This window comes from Robertmurraya mesotrionivorans, from assembly GCF_050971805.1.
In the GTDB taxonomy this organism is placed as follows: Bacteria; Bacillota; Bacilli; order Bacillales; family Cytobacillaceae; genus Robertmurraya_A.
This window is the reverse complement of sequence record NZ_JBPCCH010000025.1, coordinates 1-19,067: the sequence shown is the minus strand read 5'-3', so window position 1 is coordinate 19,067 and position 19,067 is coordinate 1. Positions and strand designations below refer to the sequence as shown.

The window sequence follows — 19,067 nt, the reverse complement described above, 5'->3', positions numbered from 1 at the left end:
TCGTTCACTTAAAATGAAACTGGTCCTTAATTAACTTTAAAATGGATTACCGTATTCTTAAAAGTCCCTCCCGCTTCTGCAAATCGTTTTTTGGAACTAAGCAAGCATAGGATTCTTTTTAAAGGGAATGTTAAGTTTCAGCTTATTTATAGGTACCTTACTTGAGGAATTGTATAGGAATTTACTTTGAGAATAGGTGATGAAAATGGCTTTTCGCGGGGACGCTCATAAACTGTACATAAAACTTACAAAAACAAACAAACAGGACGAACCTTTGAGACAAGTGAAGGAATTGACGGAGATTCAAGAAATTCGGGCGTTTTATCAAACCATTGAAACGGCAACTTTACAATTAATATATTATCGTATGATTAAAGAGAAACAGGGATCTGGAATCATACCTATTTTTGTTACTAGCATCCCATGGTTCTTTTTCCTGTTTTCAAAGCAATTACAGGAGTTTCTTTTCAAGGAAGGAAGTCTCCTTTTTCTTCTCTTTGGTATTTTCTATATGGTAACCCTTACCATAAGTGTCATTGTACATTTTCGAGAAAATGCATGGGCAGCGGTGCATATTGAGATTATTCAAGATATTGTTGGTGAAAGGGGGAAACATGACACTTAATGATCTGCATCAAAAAAGGCCGTTTGATTTCTCTATACTGCCTCTGTAATATTTACTGTTGTTTTATTATTCTAGCGTGTAACGGTAAGAAATAACTGTAGACTAAAAAAAAGATTGGAATGCTATAAAGATGATTCCAATGGGTGAGCTTCATATATCCAGCCTTGGCCACTGACCATTCAATTATAAAAGATAGGATGGTAAATATAATCACCAACTTCCATTTATTGTCCTTATTCAAATAATTTAAATAAATCACAGAAAGCGATGAAGGAACAAAACTGTAAGTTAGTAACTCACCAATTCCAGAATATCTGGGATGACCAAAATCAACTAGATTCAAATACCCAGCAAAAATATTATCAGCCACCCACGTGGTCAAACCGATTACTCCTATAGTGACATAAATCCCCCTCCAAGTAATCTCCTTCTTCGGCATAATAAACACAAATAATAATAAGATAATTGCAAGTGTGATTGGCAACCAAAGACCTTTTGCACCTAGATCCATCGCCTTTACTATTGAATCCATTTAAAATCCCCTTCACGTTACATTTAATATTATGTTCTCCCACATTTTTATTCTCTAAACACAGTGACGCCTACATATACTCCTGCTTTACATTTTGTCCAACCCTAATTTGGAGTAATGACTATCTCCAAAATAAAAAAGGTTGTCACCTAATTTATGGTGACAACCTCTATTTTATCTACTTTTCCCCGACGATTACCTGTCTTGTAAATGTTCCTTTTCTAACGTTACAGCGATCCACAATACGAAACCCGGCGTTTTCAATCATTGAATCAATCGGTTCAATGGTGACAATCACGATTCTCTCAGCAAACGAATAGGCACTTTGAAGCAATTCAAGCTGTTCTTGTGGGGAGATAACCGAACAAAGATTATATGGCATATCAATAATCGCCACATCGTAGCTTCCCGTTACCTTTCTAATGTCTTTAAATAGAACTTCACAATGGTACCCAAAATAGGCAATATTTTCACGTGTTCCAGGAAGGATCAGGGGATTCACATCGCTCCCGACAATATCGATCCCCATAGATAAGGCCTCGACGAGTACAGTACCAATCCCGCAGCATGGGTCGACCGCTTTTCTTCCTGCTGGGTGCGGTACTGCAATATTAGCGACAGCTCTAGCGACACGAGTACTTAGAGCAGTAGAATAGCCATGCGGTTTTGTTTGGTGCTGTAACCAGACAGCTTCACCCTTTTGATAATAACCAAATACCCATTTTCCGTTTACTTCTACAATTCCGAACAAGATGTCAGGATGCTTTAGATCCGGCTCTCCTGGCACATGAAGAGCTACTTCCCTTTCCACTCTTCTACGCTCTTCAAAGCCAACTTTTTCTAATGAAAAAGTCTTCAAAAAAATGACCCTATACGTTTCCTTTAAAGGTGTTAAATTTTTTACCTTAGTAATTATTTCTTCCAACTCACTGGCTTCAAATATGATATCTATTCGATCCCGAATAAACGGGCTTCTGCTTGGATCTATTTTTATATTACTTTCTATTATATAATCGTCGGAGTCCTGTCCAAAAAAAGAACGCATCTCTAAGGCACAGAGCTCCACTTCATCTTCTTGACATGAATAATTGTATAGGTATTTCTGCACATTCTCGTTTGTATTATTCATGATCTCATTCCCCTCTAAAAAACTAAATAACTCATCTAGTATACACCTTAATCCGGGAGATGTTTATTTTAGATTGGGAAAGTCCTGTATTTTCTATAAGAGAGATGAAAAGTAGCTTAGTTTTGACTCTGGTTGTGTTGATGAAGAGCAATTAATTGCCATTCTTCGGTTAAAACTAAGAGATTCTTCCTCAAATTAAAAATTTATTTGCGATTTCTACCGCTTATTTGCGATTCTCAGATTTTATTTGCGATTACAAAAATTTATTTGCGATTCTCAGATTTTACTTGCGATTACAAAAATTCATTTGCGATTCTCAGATTTTACTTGCGATTACAAAAATTTATTTGCGATTCTCAGATTTTACTTGCGATTACAAAAATTTATTTGCGATTCTCAGATTTTACTTGCGATTACAAAAATTTATTTGCGATTCTCAGATTTTACTTGCGATTACAAAAATTTATTTGCGATTCTCAGATTTTACTTGCGATTACAAAAATTTATTTGCGAACCAACCGAATTACTTGCGATTGCAAACCATATTTGCGGGTTTCTTAACTCCCCAATAATTCCACAAACTCTTCTTCACCAATTACTTTTATCGCCATGCCTTTTTCAATTAAAGCATACGCCTTTTCTTCCTTTGTGCTAATTCCACTAGCCCCTACGATCGTTTTGTCCTGCTTTCCAACGATTAAATAGTGGGTTTTTCCGCTTACTCCACTTTTAATCGTACCACCTGCATTGACCACTTTTTGCATCGCATCCTTACGATCAAGCTTCAATTCTCCGGTAAAAACAATGTTCTTTTCGAAAAAAGGATGCTCTTCATTAAAGGTTTGAACATTGGCAGAAATCTCTGAAATAACCACTTTTGCAAAAGACTTTTTCTTCTTTTTCTGTTTAAAATACGTTTGTGGTTTTAGCACGGAAAACTTCTTAATTGGAATACTACGATAGGTTTTACAATACGATTGAAGTGATTTTTTATTTTTTACTGTTACACAAGTGGTAACTAATTCCGCGCAAGCTCTTGCATCGTGCAAGGCATTGTGATGATTTTCTAAAATAATATCAAAATGATGTAACCTATCTACTAAAGAATTCCCCACCTTTTCTCTGCAAGCCTTCGCACTCAGAGGAATGCTGCAAATAAATTCAAACTCAGGGATTTCAAGAGAATATTCCATCAAACAGCAGTGGAGAACACTCATATCAAATTGAGCATTATGAGCAATAATAGTCGTTCCTTCGAAATGGTGTTTGATCTCCTTCCAAATCTCATGGAACTTTCTTTCATTCTTTACATCCTCCACGGTCAAACCATGGATTTTTGTTGTTTCCTCAAGAAATGTTAAGGTTGGAGGTTGGATTAAAAAATATTTTTCATCAACAATTTGATTATCCTTAACAAAGACCATTCCGAGTGAACAAGCACTACTCATCCTATTGTTCGCAATTTCAAAATCTATCGCAATAAAATCCACCAAAAATAACCTCCTTAGTACATGTATGATTCAATACTTTATCCGTTCATATAATCTATCTTCAACAGACTGTAAATCTCTAGATCGACTATTCCTTTTCCCGTCCATACCGTTGCTTGTCTCAATAAACCTTCTTTAACAAAGCCATTTTTGAGTAATACCATTTTTGAGTACTTATTTTGCGGCATGACCTCCGCCTGAATCCGATTAACATCAGCTTTCAAAAATAAAAACTCTACTAATAATTTTACTGCTTCCGTAGCAATTCCTCTACCCCAAAAGGCTTCGGCCAGATAATATCCTATTGTTACCATGTTGACCTTCTGATTAAAATCAAAAGCCTCTATAATTCCAACTAACTCCTCATTTATAAAAATGCCCCACTTCACACGGGTCTTCTTGTGATAATCACGTTCAAAGTGGCTGATCATTTTTCTTACAGTCTCTTTATTATGCTTAGGAAGAATTCCACAATACTCAAAAACTCTCTTATTATCATAAATAACAAAGAGCCCATGGTAGTCTTTGTCTTCTATTTTCTTTAAAGCGAGTTTTTCTGACAGTAACAAAGGAAATTCATGAAAGATGGCATCCATATTCATTATCAGCTTTCTCCCTCCATTATCAAGAACCATATTTTGTCATTTTATTTTATCATTTCTAGTAAACAACAAAAAAGCCCTCGTGAAAGGACTTTTTAAAAAATAAACTTCTTCTGTACATAATAGCTAACCATAAACAGAATTCCTTCGGTAAAGCTTTTACTTGTAAAAAGGGAGAGATTACCCGTGTCGTTAAATAAAGAAATCATTAAATAATTACTGATTAATATGAATCCAGCTAAGCTATAGTACTTGAGTATCGGCTTTATATGGGATTGTTTTTTTCTATTAAAAACGATGTTTTTGTTAATTATATAATTGATAAAGGAACTGATTATTCTCGCACCGATTACTGAGAATAACAAATTGTTCGTGAGCCAATGTAACAAGAAGAAACAGATAAAATCAATTAACCCACAAGATACCGAAGATAAACTACACTTTAATATAGGAAGGTAGATTCGGATGGAATCATAGATAGGGCGAAAATGACTTCCTTTATTATTATTTTCATAGACTGTTTGAATGGGCATGCTAGAAATGTGATAACCAGCAGATTTAGCCTCTAGCAATTGGTTCATCTCATATTCATACCGTTTCCCCTTAATGTCTATCAGCCATGGAAGCATATCAATAGAAAATCCTCTAAGTCCCGTTTGGGTATCGTTTATTTTATATCCAGCTACAAATGAGAAGATGGCTCTTGTTACTTTATTTCCTATTAAACTCTTTAGTGGCACTTCGCCAACAAATTCCCTAGCCCCTAATACAATGGTTTGAGGATGAGCAGCTAACTCTTGCGCTACACGCTGAATATCTTCCCATCGATGCTGCCCATCGCAATCGGCACACACTACCCCATCTTCATTTGGATAGTGCGTGTGAATATGGGTAAAGGCTGTTTTCAGGGCAGCTCCCTTCCCTTGGTTTGTCTTATGGGTTAAAACCATGCACCCTCTTTGTGCCGCCTGTTCAAAAATGCCTTCACACTCTACTGAACTTCCGTCATCTACGATTAATACACTATAGCTACTGTTTTGGTGGACCTCTTTAATCAACTGAAGTATTTTCTCGTTTGGTTCATAAGCAGGAATGACGATAATCATATAATTCACCTCTCTTACTGGATATAGATAATATCACTTACGCCACGTTCCTCTCCTGTACCTCGTGGATTATTAACGACTTCTCCCATAAAGTACATGGTTGACGAACCACCACCGTCTAGGTTATAGGCTTCCGTAGCCCCTAAGTCTTCAAACACTTGAGCAAACTCACCTAAGGTTAACCCCTTTGAATATCCTTCACTTCTGCCATCAACCACGACAAACACATAATGATTTTCAGATATAATTCCTACCCCTGTTCTCGGGTTTGAGTCCTCAATCGAACGATTTCCAAAATTCTTATCAATACTCACATCTCCAAAATCTTCAATGGCCACTGAATTTTCAACGAGAGCAGGTCCAAAAGAGAAAGTTTGTGTCACTCCTTCTGCAATCAATTCCTCTGCAGATGTTTCTGTCTCCTCATAGATTTTCATGGATCCATCCTCATAAAATGCTAACCCCGTACGTGCCGGATTATCTCTAAAAATTCGCCCATTCCGAATCGTTATCCCATCTTCACGAAATCCATAATAATCACCGTTAATCGCAAAAATGGCGTTATTATTGCTTGCAATTTCGGAAGTTACTTGGACAATGTTATTTCCAAATTGATTATTGGCAAATGCTGACTTCAAACTACTTGAATCTGTTAACTGGACATCCGCTACGTAGTACACTACCTGATCACTTCCTGAACCAGTCACTACTTTCTCAATTTCAATTGACTTTGTATCACTCGTATAACTCAAATCATCTGCTTCATAGGTCTCGTCCACGGTTGTAGTCGTTTCACTAGAGTCGGTTGTTGAGTTCGTCGTTTCGGAACTTACAAGTGCATTCTCTACCTCAACATGCTCAATCAGGTAGCGGTCAGCTAATAAATATAGAATCAGTGCCACACTGGTAATGACTATTGAAATGGTTACTATAAGTTTTCCTTTTTTCAAGGTGAAGACAACCTCCTTTGTTTCTCCTAAATCTTTATCTTAGACAAATTATAGTCAGCAAATATGGCTGAACCATGTCCAAAAGAGGAAGAAACGGAGAAACAAATGGTAATAAAAAAAGCCCATTCAGTTGTTTACTGAATGGGCCTTCCCTTATGAATCTCCGTACTATTCTTTAAGTACTTGTTCCATTTTCTTTAATTTCCGATAAATAACGGACCGATCAACACCAAGCTTTTTGGCTGCTTCAGTTCCATTTCCATTGCACATGTCCATGACATGGCTTATACATCTTCCTTCTATTATTGCCGTAAAATCCTTCAAGTTAGAGAATTTCTCAATATTTAAGTTAATGAAATGATCTAGTGTGAATCCATCGGATACCTTATCTTCTAGCAGGGGTTTGATTTCCACATGCTCTGTAACAACTAATCTCTCTACGTAATTTCTTAATTCCCTTGCATTTCCTGGCCATTCCATTTTCATCAGCTTCTCGAATTGATCTGCACTTAAAGTGAATTTTTTTCCATAGCTTTGATTAATTTGTTCAATAAAATAAGATATTAACCCGACAATATCTAGTTTTCGCTGTCGTAGAGGTGGGATATGAATAGGGACAACATTGATTCGATAATATAGATCTTCTCGAAAATGCCCTTTTTTCACTAATTGCCAAAGATCTCTATTGGTAGCAGTGATAATTCGGCAATTAATTGGCACATTATTCATTCCGCCGACTCTTCTCAGCTCATTATTTTCAATTACTCTTAATAATTTTGCTTGCATATCCAACGGCATTTCAGCAATTTCATCTAAAAATAAATATCCATCATTTGCCGCCTCAATCATCCCTTTTTTCTCTTCAATTACTCCTGAATAAGCCCCTTTTTCATACCCAAATAATTCATATTCAAATAATGAGGGTGGGATGGTTGCGCAGTTAATCGTTACAAATGGGCCTGCTGATCGATCACTCTTTCTATGGATATACTTTGCAACTACTTCTTTTCCTGTGCCAGATTCACCGTAGATTAATACTTTGCTATCATAAGTCGCAATTTTATTACAAACTTTGATGATTTGCTTCATGGCTATACTTTCTGCAACAATCCCTGGTTCTTTTTCTACTTTAAACAAATCGTATACATTTGGACCGAAATCGTTTGGAATGTTGTGGTTAATCTCAATAACAGGCAATTTCCCATTGTATTTAACAGAAGTTGTCACAACAAGTTGGACCTCCCCATCCTTATCGAGGATAGGAATTGCCATAGACTTCACATTAAACCCTCTGTTTGTGCTTACAATCTTACTGACTTTTTGTTTCATCTCAATTGCTTCCATCGTGATGGAACGATTGTAGTAACCCGATTTTACTAAGTCATTAACATTTGATTTTAATAACACTTCTAAAGATATGCCAATGGTTAACGCTGTAAATTCGTTAGATATTAAAATATTTCCTTTTCCGTCTGTCACAAATAAAGTTGAGGGTTGATCATTGATATTTTTATCAACAAAAGGTTTTTTGGGCTTTCTTGACGTATGATTTTTCATAATCGTAAATATCAATCTCCTCATGTTTTTTCTTTCATTATAAATGGGAAACACTGAAAGATAACAGTGTACATATTATGACAACATTCTTTTCCAAAAAAATAGCCAAATAAGATGAGCACCCTATTTGGCTTTTTCTTTGTATTAATTTAAGACTAACTCTTGTTCAAAAACAGTGATTTTTCCGAGGTTACTTAAAACCTCTTGAGCTTCTTTAAACATGCTAGTAATCATTTCTTCTACAGTAGTTATTTCATTACAAAGGCCGCAAATTTGTCCAGCCATAACAGAACCTTGGTCAGTGTTTCCCTCAAAAACAGACTTACGTAATGAACCTAATGATAGTTTCTCTAATTCATCACGTGAAGCATTTTCTCTTTCTAGCCTTAAGAATTCATTGATCATACTATTTTTTATACTTCTTACAGGACCACCTAAGCTACGTCCAGTAACCGTAGTGCTCGTGTCATCTGCATTAATGACAGCAAGCTTAAAGTTTTCATGTGTTGGACATTCAACAGTTGCTAAGAAGCGTGTTCCCACTTGAACCCCTTGAGCACCTAAAGCAAACGCTGCTGCCACACCGCGACCATCACCAATTCCTCCAGCACCAATAACAGGAATGGAAACAGCACTTACAACTTGTGGTAGAAGAGCCATCGTTGTTGTTTCACCAACATGTCCCCCAGCTTCAGTTCCTTCAGCTACAATTGCATCCACGCCTAGTGCTTCCATTTTCTTAGCGATCTTAACAGATGGAACAACCGGAATGACAATAATGCCATTCTTTTTGAACGTTTCCATGTATGGTGCTGGAGTCCCTGCACCCGTTGTTACAATTTTTACACCTTCTTCAATTATGACTTCAATTAATTCTGGGATATTATGCATCATTAGCATTAGATTGACTGCAAATGGATTGTTAGTGATTTCTTTTGTCTTTCTAATCTCTTCACGAAGCTTATCTGCTGAAAATCCACCTGAACCGATAATCCCTAGTCCACCAGCATTTGAAACCGCTCCTACTAATGGAGAAAGGGCAATTTGTGCCATTCCACCTTGAAAAATTGGATATTTAATACCTAATAGTTTTGTAATAGACATTTGTTTTTCCTCCTTATGGTTATTAATCTTTTTTATGCAGCCTGAGTATTATCAGGAGTATTGGATTGTTTTTTATTTTCTAATGCTTTAAACACAAAGGTTAAACCAAAACCAACTAACGAGATTACTAGAGCGATATAGAATGCATTGGTAAACATTCCATCATTCGCAGCAGCAACCGTATTTGCTATTCTTGGACCAAAGAAGGCTGCACCTGAATAACCAATGAATGTCACACCATAATTGACTCCGTAGAATTTCATTCCGAACTTTTCTCCAACGATAGAAGGGAAAATACCCATTGTTCCTCCAAAGCATAAGCCGATTCCGATAATAGCAACAGCAAACCCACCAACAGAAGTAGACCTCGCGATTGTTAACATCATGGCAGCAATCACCACATAGATGATCATTAAACAATTAATACGTCCAACTTTATCAGAAACAGCTCCCCAGAAAATACGACCCATACAGTTACTAAGAGAATAAAGACTTACAAATAATGCTGCTGTCGCTGCTGATAATCCAAACATCGTTTGTCCGATGACAGAAGCATTTGATGTTACCATCATGCCTGATAAAGCACCGATTAAAAACATACCCGCAATCACATAAAAGATTGGCTTTTTAATCATTTCATTCCAATTGATGTTTACCCCGCCCTTATTTCCTGCGGCAACTGGAGGGGTCCAGCCTTGTGGAGTATAACCAACAGGACAAGCTTTAAAGAGTGTACTGCACCCTAAAATAATCCCTAAAAACGCAAACCCCAAAGTAATAAGAGCTGATTGCACACCATTAGCAGTAATTAAGGCATTGGCTACCGGTGCAAGAATAATCGTTCCACCACCATAACCAGCTGTTACAATACCTGTTCCGAGACCTCTTTTATCTGGGAAAAGCTTCACCGTATTACCAATTGTCGCTGAGTACACAATTCCTTGCCCAACTCCTGTAATTACTCCGTACGTGATGTATAACATCCATGGAGCCGTAGCAAATCCGGATAATATGAATCCTGCTCCAAACATCGATCCCCCTATTAGAATGGCGAGCTTTGCTCCACCCTTATCAACGAGTTTTCCACCTAGAATCATCGGAATTGGTGAAATTGCAGCATTGATGGTAAAAGCCATCATGATTTCTCCCATGGAAGCTTGAAATACATTTGTTAAAGGTAAAGCAAAAATACTGAAAGCGTATATAGCCCCGACGCAAATGTTAATGATTGTAGAAACAACTAATATCGTCCAACGATTGAGTTCTTTATTCATTGAAATTTCCTCCGTTTTTTATTATTAAACTAGCTCTACTTCCGGCTTTGTTTTTTCTTCAATAATGGCTTTTAATTTGCCCCAGTTTTCCTCGAACATTTTTGAGTCCATTTCTTTTAGGTTTGGTGAAATGACTGGTTCAAAATCCATTTGATCTAAAATATGTGTTTGTAAATCTACGCCAGGTGCAATTTCTGTTAATGTCATTTTTCCTTCTTGAAGTTCGAATACCGCGCGCTCTGTCACATACACAACTGGCTGATTCACCTCTGTTGCATAAGCTCCACTGAAGGTGATTTGCTGAACCTTTTTAATGAATTTTTTTGCCTTTCCTTCTTGAAGGATTTCGAGCTTTCCGTCCTTTACTGCAATCTGAAGACCACCAGCAGTAAATGTACCGGCAAATACTATTTTCTTTGCAGCTTGTGATATATTTATAAATCCTCCACAACCGGCTACTCGTGTTCCAAATTTACTCACATTGACGTTGCCACATTCATCTGTTTGAGCTAAACCAAGAACAGATAAATCAATTCCGCCTCCATCATAAAAATCAAATTGAGCGTCATGATCAACGATAGCTTCAGAGTTATACGCATGCCCAAAATCCTTTAATCCAGCAGGTACACCACCAACCGAACCTGCCTCCGTTGTAAGAATGAGCTGTTCACTAACTCCTTCTTCAGCTGCTACCGTTGAGACGCAAACCGGGATTCCTACACCAAGATTTAAGATCGTATTTGGTACAAGCTCTGCTGCAGAGCGGCGGGCAATGATTTTCCGTTCATCTAATGGAAGAGTCTCCATACTTTCTACAGGTACTTTAATATGGCCAGAGAAAGCTGGGTTATAATAAGTATTTTCTGTCTGGAAATGATTTTCTGGTTTTGAAACCACAATATAATCAACGAGAATACCAGGTACTTTTATATCCTTAGGGTTGAGTGTGCCATTTTTCGCAACCGCCTCTACTTGGGCAATGACGATTCCTCCTGAGTTACGAACAGCCTGGGCGATTGGAAGTACTTCCATGTGAAGACCTTCTTTTTCAAGCGTTAAGTTCCCATTTTCATCTGCAACTGTTCCACGTATTAATCCAACTTGGATCGGGAAGGATTTATAAAATAACCATTCATCCCCTTCTATCTCTATTACTTTTACAATCTCTTCTTTTGTGGAAGGTGACATTTTCCCACCTTCTACTCGTGGATCAACAAATGTTCCCATTCCTACTTTTGTGATTACTCCTGGACGCTTCGCTGCAATTTCCCTATAAAGCTGAGTAATGACCCCTTGAGGGAGGTTGTAGGCTTCACATTTATCTTCTTCAATTAATTTCGCCATTCCAGGAGAGGCAATCGCAATTCCACCAATCCAACGTTTTACTAGCCCCTCGTAGCCAAGGTGACTCATTCCCTTTTCACGACGATTTCCTACCGCACTAGCATGCATGACTGTTAAATTTTTCGGATGACCGGTTTGTAAAAAACGTTCTTCAATGGAGATCCCCATTTCTTCCGGCCAACAAGATAAACCAAAACCACTTGCTGCCACTGTGTCTCCATCCTTAATAAGCTCTGCTGCTTTTGAAGCCGTGATTACTTTTGACATTTTGCTTCCTCCTTATGTGAATAATTTCACAATGTTTTATAAAAAAATTTGTTTAACGTTTAGGAGCTTCGATAAGAGTTTGTGAATCATTTCACTTACATCCTATGACAGGTACACCTCCTCGTCAAGGGTGCCCAAATCTTAAGAAATCCGCTAGAAAACTGTGGTTATTTTGCAACTTTATAAATATGCCACATAAAACTTCATAAGGGTTTTTGATGAAATACCCCCCCTTTTTTATAGGAGGAGTCCATAAATAGTAGGCTAGGAGAAAAATGCGTTGCTTGTTATAGTTGGCTTTTGGTTATTTCGCAATAAAACAACATGTTGGGCCAGTCATGGTTTAATCAAACATACGGAAAATTAAATATTGTGTCTCCCAAAGAATTGAAAAGAAGGAGGTAAGAGAAATTAACATATAAAAAAATTTTTTATGAGCTAGTTTTTTTCTAATTTGCATTTATGCTACAGCTAAAACAACAAAAACCCATTCCAATTTTATAACCAACTATGAATCACTTTTCCCCACTAACATAGAATGTAATAAAAAGTCCCTAGGAGGTGTTCCCGCTGATTCATACAGTTAAAACAGGTGAAACCCTTAATCAAATTGCAAAGGATTATCGTACCCCGCTTGCAACCATTCTCCGAGCTAATCCTTCCATTAATCCAAACCTCATTTATCCCGGACAATCCATCAATATTCCAGGCGTTCCTTCACCAGAGAGCAGTCCTTATCGAATTGATGTGGGTATAAATAGTCGTACTCTACGTTTATTTAGAAATGGTACACTTCAAAAACAATACCCTATTGCGGTAGGAAGAATGTTATTTGAAACCCCAATAGGAAATTATATTATTCTAAATAAAGCACCTAATCCCGGAGGACCTTTCGGGACGATGTGGATGAGCTTATCCAAACAACATTATGGAATTCATGGTACTAATGACCCCAGCTCGATTGGAAAGGCAGTCTCAAAAGGCTGCATTCGCATGTATAATAGAGATGTAGAGGAATTATCGAGGATTGTCCCAAACGGAACGGCGGTAACTGTTCATCCATAATTTTGAGAAAGATGTACCAAAAAATATGAAAAAGGACATTACATTCTGGTCATAAGAATATGTAATGTCCTTTCTTGTTTTACTAACGCCCCCATTACTTTATGTACATTTATTCACAATCTTTGTGTTTGGCTAACCCCATTAATGAGGTTTTTCTATAATGACATTCTCTTTCGTATTTATAAATTCCACTCATGTCTTCCTTAGTCTGTCCATGCTCTTAATAATCAAAATCATATAATATGTATGTAAGTTTATTTCAATTTATAAAAAGGAGCAGATATATGTCTTTAGAGAAGTTTGTAGATGCTTTACCGTTTCCTCCTGTCTTAAAAGCAGAAGGCACCCGTGATGGAATCCCATACTATGAAGTAACCATGAAACAAGTAATGCAAAAGTTACATCGCGATTTGCCGCCAACTACCGTCTGGGGTTACAACGGTTTGTATCCTGGCCCTACCTTCGAAGTTCGCAGAAATGAGCCTATTTTAGTCAAGTGGAAAAATGAATTGCCCTTTGAACACCTGCTGCCCGTGGATCGTACAATTCATGGTGCGGAACCAGATAAACCATCTGTAAGAACGGTTGTACATTTACATGAAGGGCGGGTTAGTCCGGAAAATGACGGACATCCAGAGGCATGGTTTACCCGCGATTTTGAAAATGTTGGTCCGAAATTCGTGCATGAAGTCTACTTTTATCCAAATTGTCAACGTCCTGCAACACTATGGTATCATGACCATACCCTTGGAATCACTCGCTTGAACGTTTATGCAGGGCTTGCAGGCTTCTATCTCCTTCGAGATGAAGAAGAGGAAGAATTGAACCTGCCGAGTGGAAAATTTGAAATACCATTGGTCATCCAAGACCGTTCGTTTTATCCTAATGGTGAATGGTTCTATCCAACCCAGCCTGGCCATGAGCCACCTCCAGCACCACAGCCGCCTCCAGCAATAGATCCAACATTACCAAATCCATCCATTGTCCCTGAGTTTTTTGGCAACACAATATTAGTCAATGGAAAAGTATGGCCCTTCCTAGAGGTTGAGCCAAGAAAATACCGGTTCCGTATCCTAAATGGCTCCAATGCTCGTTTTTACCGTATTAGTTTTAGTTCTCCTGATCTAGATTTTACCTTAATTGGCACGGAAGGAGGACTATTGGAAAAAAAGATAGAAAATGTATCCCAAATCATCCTTGCACCTGCAGAACGGGTCGATGTGATTGTCGATTTTTCAAACCATAAAGGTCAAAATATTATCTTAACAAATGAAGCAAACGCACCATTCCCTGACGGTAATCCACCTTCTCCAGACCTTAGTCAGATTATGCAATTTCGTGTTAAGCAAAAACTCTCCAAACCTGACAAAAGTAAAGTTCCAGAAAATCTAAGTTGCTTGGAGAGACTTGATCCTGGCGATGCTGTAACAGTAAGAAAAAACGTCTTAGTGGAATCTACAGATGAATTCGGGCGTTTAAAAAATTTATTAAATAATCTGGAGTGGGATCAATTACCTATAACAGAAACTCCATATAATGGAACTATAGAGATTTGGGAGCTTTACAATACTACACCGGACACTCATCCGATTCACTTGCACCTTGTTACATTTCAAATTTTGAGTCGTGCTACGTTCTCCGGTGATCCAAATAATAATCCTGTTATTGGGCCGCCACTACCACTTGATCCAAGTGAAACGGGCTGGAAAGATACCGTTCGTGCCAATCCTGGTGAGGTTTCCCGTATCATTGCACGTTTTGGGCCATTTACAGGAATCTATCCGTGGCACTGCCACATCCTTGAACACGAAGATCACGAGATGATGAGATCATTCGAAAATCTCGATAATCAAAATTTTAATCCATGTATTCCAATTCCAGGCGTGTGTCCGGATGACTCGTTTACTCAATGTTGTCAAGATATAGACGATGATGAGTCCAGCTCCGATGAACAGGATGAGTCAAGTTCTGATTAGGATCATCACAACCACTCTTAAAAATTAATATAAAGACTAGCTTAAAAATCAAAAAAGCTAGTCTTTATATTATTTCTTTTTGTACTAACCTGCTCCTTTACCACAATAAGAAAAGGCGATCTCCCTTATGGAAGAATCGCCCCCGTTAGCTAAAAACTTCAACAAAAAAGGCAGTTAATCCTTCTTGGACCAACGCACCTTTTAAAAAATAATTATATTTTCACCATACAAACTTAGATGATATGACTATTAACTTCAGTTGTTCCTGTACAGACACCCATTCGCAAATTGTTATAAATCGTCCAACAAGGATAATGTTCTTTCGTTTATTTATTTTCCCTCAAAGTTCTAGGGGCTTACTCACCTACCATACCGTCCTTATCATTATCGCGCATATAGGGGTATAACCATGATTATATTTAGGTTAGGTAAGTGAAACAGTTAACACTAAAAGGACCATACATATTAGACATACCTAATATGTATGGTCCAATTTTATTACCTTCTTCAATGTAGTGTAGTGTTTGTTGGAATCAATGGTAATTATGCTGAAATCTATCCAAGAATCTTACGGTGGATTTTTAACAATTGAAGAAACTATACAATAGACTATAGAGAATTTGGAGTATTTTCTAAAGCAGAAATAAGCACTTTTCATTGTTCCAGAAAAACGCCCTTTAACGAAAGACTTGATTAAGAATATGTTTTTCTGGACTCTTCGTTCCAAAACTTCTATACTAATTTATATGAATGGGGGTGTTGTAAATTGGCTAGAAGGATTAGTTTTAACAAAGAACATGCTTTGAATAAAGCTATGTATTTATTCTGGGAGAAAGGTTATGACGCTACATATATCTCAGATCTTATTGAAACGATGGGAATAAGTCGATCTACTCTCTACGATAGTTTTGGAGATAAGGATGAACTATTTAAACTGGTTTTAGAACATTATAAAAACTATGGCTATCGAAGGCGAAATTTACTTTTTAGTGGTATAAACACTAAAGCATCACTTAAAACCTTTTTTTATCAACAAATTGAAAAATGCTATTCAGATGACAATCCAAAAAGTTGTATTATCACTAATTCTTCACTGCTTATTGGACATATTGATCCTTCCATAGAAGAAATACTTATAAATGATTTTAATGAACTTGAAAAAGTATTTAAGCAAGTCATTGAAGAAGGAAAAAAGAAAGGAGAAATTTCACAAGAGGTTAACTCTGAATTAGTTGCATATTCTTTATTAAGTTTAAATCATAGCATTAATTTAATGTCCAGATACAAAAAAGAGAAAAATCTAGCCTATATTCTAGTGGATAAGACTATTGCAGACCTATAGTCTTTCTTTTTTTAGCATTACGGAACGATCGTACCAAAATAAAAATAAACAAAAGGATTGATAAAATTGACTAAAAAAACAAATTTTCTAATTTTCATTTTGGCAATTAGTTGCGGATCACTTGCTGCTAATATTTATTATGCTCAACCAATCGTACAATTCATTGCAAAAGATCTAAACATCTCTTCTGATTTATCTGGATTGCTCACTACTTTGACCCAAATTGGGTATGGATTGGGATTATTTTTTATCTTACCAATGGCTGACTTATTTAAAAGTAAGAAAATAATTGCTATTCTGATCGGGCTTTCCATTATTTCATTAATTGTTACTCTTATTTCGTCAAATGGAATTGTTTTTTTAATATTAACAACCATAATTGGCATTGGGGCCTGTGCGGCTCAAATATTAGTTCCACTAACAATGAGGATTGTGCCTGTTGAAGAGACAGGTAAATATGTAGGTAAAGTGATGAGTGGTTTATTGATTGGAATTATGATTGCTCGCCCATTATCTATCGGAATAACTGACTGGTTCGGCTGGAGAATGGTTTTTCTATTTTCATTAATAACGCTTGTTGCCGTATTACTGTTAATTATAAAATTTTTGCCTAACTATGAAGTTGTATCAAATAGTAACATGTCATATTCAAATTTAATTGCTTCTATGGTGAAGCTACTAATAAATACTTCTCCTTTACAACAAAGAGCTTTTTATCACGCATGTTTATTTGCAGCATTTAGTCTTTATTGGACAGTACTCCCAATTTTATTAAGGTCTGAACCATTACATTTTTCAAATAATGAAATTGCATTAATTGGATTTGTTGCAATAGCTGGAGCTTTATTAACTCCTACTATTGGTAAAATAGCAGATAAAGGTTATATTTTTTCAATGACTAATGTATCAATGGCGCTCGTACTATTATCTATTGTAGTTTTATTTTTTGTTCAAGATCATTCACTATTAAGTGTAATTTTAATCCTTATCTCCGGAATTAGCATCGATATTGGGGTATCAGGAAATTTATTTTTAGGTCAAAAAGTTATCTTTGGTTTGAATCCCGAGATAAGAAACAGACTTAATGGATTATATATGACTATTTTCTTTTTGGGAGGAGCCTTTGGTTCTTGGATCGGAAGTTACTCATACTATAAATTTAATAGTGAAGTAACTTTACTCATTGGAACATCTTTGCCTTTAATCGCCTTACTAGTTCATTTAATAAAAAATAATACAAAAAATTTATCAAAAACCACAAAAAGTAAAGACATGTGATAAATATTAATGTACCCCAAAGGTTAGAGTGAAAATCTAATTTTTCGGGTACATACATTAGCATTATCATCTACATCAGGAGCAAATTCACTATTATCGCTTATCTTATTCGTTTTTGGCCTGTGCAAAAAAAGATTATAACCAATACACCTCACACATCTCTCCAATGCCTTATTGCATAATCCTATTATTCAATTATCTGCCAGATCGTATAAGTGCATTTATTAAGAATCTCATATATATATTCTGTTTTCTTCAAAAATGTTGCTCGACAATTCAACGGTATCTCTCCCTACTCCCTTAATAGCTAACATTTGTTGAACACCCGGGATATGTTCAATTAGGTTATCAATCTTATTATCAAGTTCTACGAACTTCTCTTGTATCAAGTCGTATTTATCAAGCAGGGTTGCTAGTTCTAATTTAGCCATACCAGCACCTTGACGAAGTCCGATGGACTCTTTTGCTGCTTGTTTTAACTCTATTATTTTGTTTAGTCCTACACTCCGACTAACTGCTTTTCGTAAATGATCCAATAAGTACTGATCAGTGAATTGAATCAGTTCATGTGGTAAGGCTCCTAGCCTTAGAAATTGCAAGGCAGCTTTCCCTTCCCAACTCTTAAAGACGGTTAAAAACTCAGGAAAATACCGATCTAGCCAGTTGTGAATCTGGCCTTGCACCGTTTGAAGGTCGTCAGTTAGGAGATCGCGTATTTTTTTCGCCACACGGAGTTCTGCATAAACACCTTGTGGAATCGGTGGTTCAGCATATCTCCCATCCTTGACTAGCTGTGCGATAACTTTAGCGTCTTTCACATCGTTCTTAGTCGGTGAGTTATCGTCAAGTTCCTTACTCCTCTTAACATGTAATGGGTTCACAGCGACAAACTTTATTTGATTTCCTTTTAGTATATGGGCTAGGTTTAGCCAATAGTGTCCAGTAGGTTCCATCCCTACGATCGCTTTTTCCATGTGTTGTTCTAGTTTTAATTGATTGATCCAATCGAGAAACAGTTGAAATCCCTGCTTGGTATTCTCAAAATAACAAGGAGAACCAAACTCCATTCCTCTATAGTCCTGGGCACGTGCCACATGCTTGAATTTCGCAATATCTACACCTATAATAAGAGTCTGAGAAGTAATTTGAGCAATCTTTTCATTTTGGTTATAATTCATTTTAAGACCTCCTGGTATTTGGGAATTGTCCTTTTTTGCTGGCCAGCTTTAGGACTCTCTCATTCTACCAAGAGGTTCTTTTTTTATTCAAACCTCATTTTCATTCATTACAGGAATGCTGACCCTATTGTTCAATAATGCAAGTAATAAAATAAAAAGACGTGACATAAATGAACTATAACCCGAATAATGGACACCTTTTAAAAAGGGACGTTATTCGGGTTTTTCTATGTCTTATAAAAAGAGAC

General features: G+C 36.8%; 15 protein-coding genes and 1 pseudogene. 5 read left to right on the top strand and 11 right to left on the bottom strand.

What is annotated here, in order from left to right; genetic code table 11:
• Positions 1-205: 205 nt before the first annotated feature.
• Complete coding sequence (locus ACRX5O_RS22260; RefSeq protein ID WP_433907956.1) at positions 206-625, top strand: hypothetical protein; 420 nt, start codon at positions 206-208, stop codon at positions 623-625.
• 52 nt (positions 626-677) lie between these two features.
• On the opposite strand, the gene ACRX5O_RS22255 is transcribed toward ACRX5O_RS22260, so the two are convergent.
• The 10 genes from ACRX5O_RS22255 to ACRX5O_RS22210 form a co-directional block, all read right to left on the bottom strand.
• Entirely contained in the window at positions 678-1,157 is a 480-nt protein-coding gene (locus ACRX5O_RS22255; protein WP_433907955.1) for a hypothetical protein, read from the bottom strand.
• A gap of 178 nt (positions 1,158-1,335) precedes the next feature.
• The gene (locus ACRX5O_RS22250; RefSeq protein ID WP_433907954.1) at positions 1,336-2,286 is read right to left on the bottom strand and encodes a TRM11 family SAM-dependent methyltransferase; all 951 of its coding nucleotides are present in this window, start codon (positions 2,284-2,286) and stop codon (positions 1,336-1,338) included.
• A gap of 557 nt (positions 2,287-2,843) precedes the next feature.
• Entirely contained in the window at positions 2,844-3,776 is a 933-nt protein-coding gene (locus ACRX5O_RS22245) for an exonuclease domain-containing protein (protein ID WP_433907994.1), read from the bottom strand.
• A 38-nt stretch (positions 3,777-3,814) separates the two neighbouring features.
• Positions 3,815-4,378: a GNAT family N-acetyltransferase gene (locus ACRX5O_RS22240; protein WP_433907953.1), complete on the bottom strand. Its 564-nt coding sequence runs from the start codon at positions 4,376-4,378 to the stop codon at positions 3,815-3,817.
• 95 nt (positions 4,379-4,473) lie between these two features.
• Positions 4,474-5,484, bottom strand: coding sequence for a glycosyltransferase (locus ACRX5O_RS22235; protein WP_433907952.1), 1,011 nt, complete (start codon positions 5,482-5,484; stop codon positions 4,474-4,476).
• A gap of 14 nt (positions 5,485-5,498) precedes the next feature.
• The gene (locus ACRX5O_RS22230) at positions 5,499-6,434 is read right to left on the bottom strand and encodes a phosphodiester glycosidase family protein (protein ID WP_433907951.1); all 936 of its coding nucleotides are present in this window, start codon (positions 6,432-6,434) and stop codon (positions 5,499-5,501) included.
• A gap of 168 nt (positions 6,435-6,602) precedes the next feature.
• The gene (locus tag ACRX5O_RS22225; protein ID WP_433907993.1) at positions 6,603-7,991 is read right to left on the bottom strand and encodes a sigma-54 interaction domain-containing protein; all 1,389 of its coding nucleotides are present in this window, start codon (positions 7,989-7,991) and stop codon (positions 6,603-6,605) included.
• Positions 7,992-8,135: 144 nt separating this feature from the next.
• Positions 8,136-9,095 carry a DUF561 domain-containing protein gene (locus tag ACRX5O_RS22220; RefSeq protein ID WP_433907950.1) on the bottom strand — a complete coding sequence of 320 codons (960 nt, stop codon included), beginning with the start codon at positions 9,093-9,095 and terminating at the stop codon, positions 8,136-8,138.
• 32 nt (positions 9,096-9,127) lie between these two features.
• The gene (locus tag ACRX5O_RS22215; protein WP_433907949.1) at positions 9,128-10,369 is read right to left on the bottom strand and encodes an L-lactate MFS transporter; all 1,242 of its coding nucleotides are present in this window, start codon (positions 10,367-10,369) and stop codon (positions 9,128-9,130) included.
• A gap of 24 nt (positions 10,370-10,393) precedes the next feature.
• Positions 10,394-11,980, bottom strand: coding sequence for an acyl CoA:acetate/3-ketoacid CoA transferase (locus tag ACRX5O_RS22210; protein ID WP_433907948.1), 1,587 nt, complete (start codon positions 11,978-11,980; stop codon positions 10,394-10,396).
• Between the two features lie 570 nt (positions 11,981-12,550).
• Between ACRX5O_RS22210 and ACRX5O_RS22205 the strand changes: the two genes are divergently transcribed.
• The 4 genes from ACRX5O_RS22205 to ACRX5O_RS22190 all read left to right on the top strand — a co-directional run bounded on the left by ACRX5O_RS22205 (position 12,551) and on the right by ACRX5O_RS22190 (position 17,641).
• The gene (locus tag ACRX5O_RS22205) at positions 12,551-13,045 is read left to right on the top strand and encodes a L,D-transpeptidase family protein (RefSeq protein ID WP_433907992.1); all 495 of its coding nucleotides are present in this window, start codon (positions 12,551-12,553) and stop codon (positions 13,043-13,045) included.
• A gap of 284 nt (positions 13,046-13,329) precedes the next feature.
• Positions 13,330-15,021 carry a multicopper oxidase family protein gene (locus ACRX5O_RS22200; RefSeq protein WP_433907947.1) on the top strand — a complete coding sequence of 564 codons (1,692 nt, stop codon included), beginning with the start codon at positions 13,330-13,332 and terminating at the stop codon, positions 15,019-15,021.
• A 766-nt stretch (positions 15,022-15,787) separates the two neighbouring features.
• On the top strand, positions 15,788-16,363 hold the full coding sequence (locus ACRX5O_RS22195) for a TetR/AcrR family transcriptional regulator (RefSeq protein ID WP_433907946.1): 576 nt from the start codon (positions 15,788-15,790) through the stop codon (positions 16,361-16,363).
• 66 nt (positions 16,364-16,429) lie between these two features.
• Complete coding sequence (locus ACRX5O_RS22190) at positions 16,430-17,641, top strand: MFS transporter (protein WP_433907945.1); 1,212 nt, start codon at positions 16,430-16,432, stop codon at positions 17,639-17,641.
• 278 nt (positions 17,642-17,919) lie between these two features.
• Here ACRX5O_RS22190 and ACRX5O_RS22185 read toward each other — a convergent pair.
• Positions 17,920-18,819, bottom strand: a pseudogene (locus ACRX5O_RS22185) (IS110 family transposase); the annotation flags it as partial.
• Positions 18,820-19,067 lie beyond the last annotated feature (248 nt).

Bases quoted from the DNA above. Each gene is read 5' to 3' on its own strand.
- ACRX5O_RS22215 (WP_433907949.1), bottom strand. From the start codon at position 10,369: ATGAATAAAGAACTCAATCGTTGGACGATATTAGTTGTTTCTACAATC.
- ACRX5O_RS22200 (WP_433907947.1), top strand. From the start codon at position 13,330: ATGTCTTTAGAGAAGTTTGTAGATGCTTTACCGTTTCCTCCTGTCTTA.
- ACRX5O_RS22225 (WP_433907993.1), bottom strand. From the start codon at position 7,991: ATGAAAAATCATACGTCAAGAAAGCCCAAAAAACCTTTTGTTGATAAA.
- ACRX5O_RS22255 (WP_433907955.1), bottom strand. From the start codon at position 1,157: ATGGATTCAATAGTAAAGGCGATGGATCTAGGTGCAAAAGGTCTTTGG.
- ACRX5O_RS22235 (WP_433907952.1), bottom strand. From the start codon at position 5,484: ATGATTATCGTCATTCCTGCTTATGAACCAAACGAGAAAATACTTCAG.
- ACRX5O_RS22240 (WP_433907953.1), bottom strand. From the start codon at position 4,378: ATGAATATGGATGCCATCTTTCATGAATTTCCTTTGTTACTGTCAGAA.
- ACRX5O_RS22250 (WP_433907954.1), bottom strand. From the start codon at position 2,286: ATGAATAATACAAACGAGAATGTGCAGAAATACCTATACAATTATTCA.
- ACRX5O_RS22260 (WP_433907956.1), top strand. From the start codon at position 206: ATGGCTTTTCGCGGGGACGCTCATAAACTGTACATAAAACTTACAAAA.
- ACRX5O_RS22220 (WP_433907950.1), bottom strand. From the start codon at position 9,095: ATGTCTATTACAAAACTATTAGGTATTAAATATCCAATTTTTCAAGGT.
- ACRX5O_RS22210 (WP_433907948.1), bottom strand. From the start codon at position 11,980: ATGTCAAAAGTAATCACGGCTTCAAAAGCAGCAGAGCTTATTAAGGAT.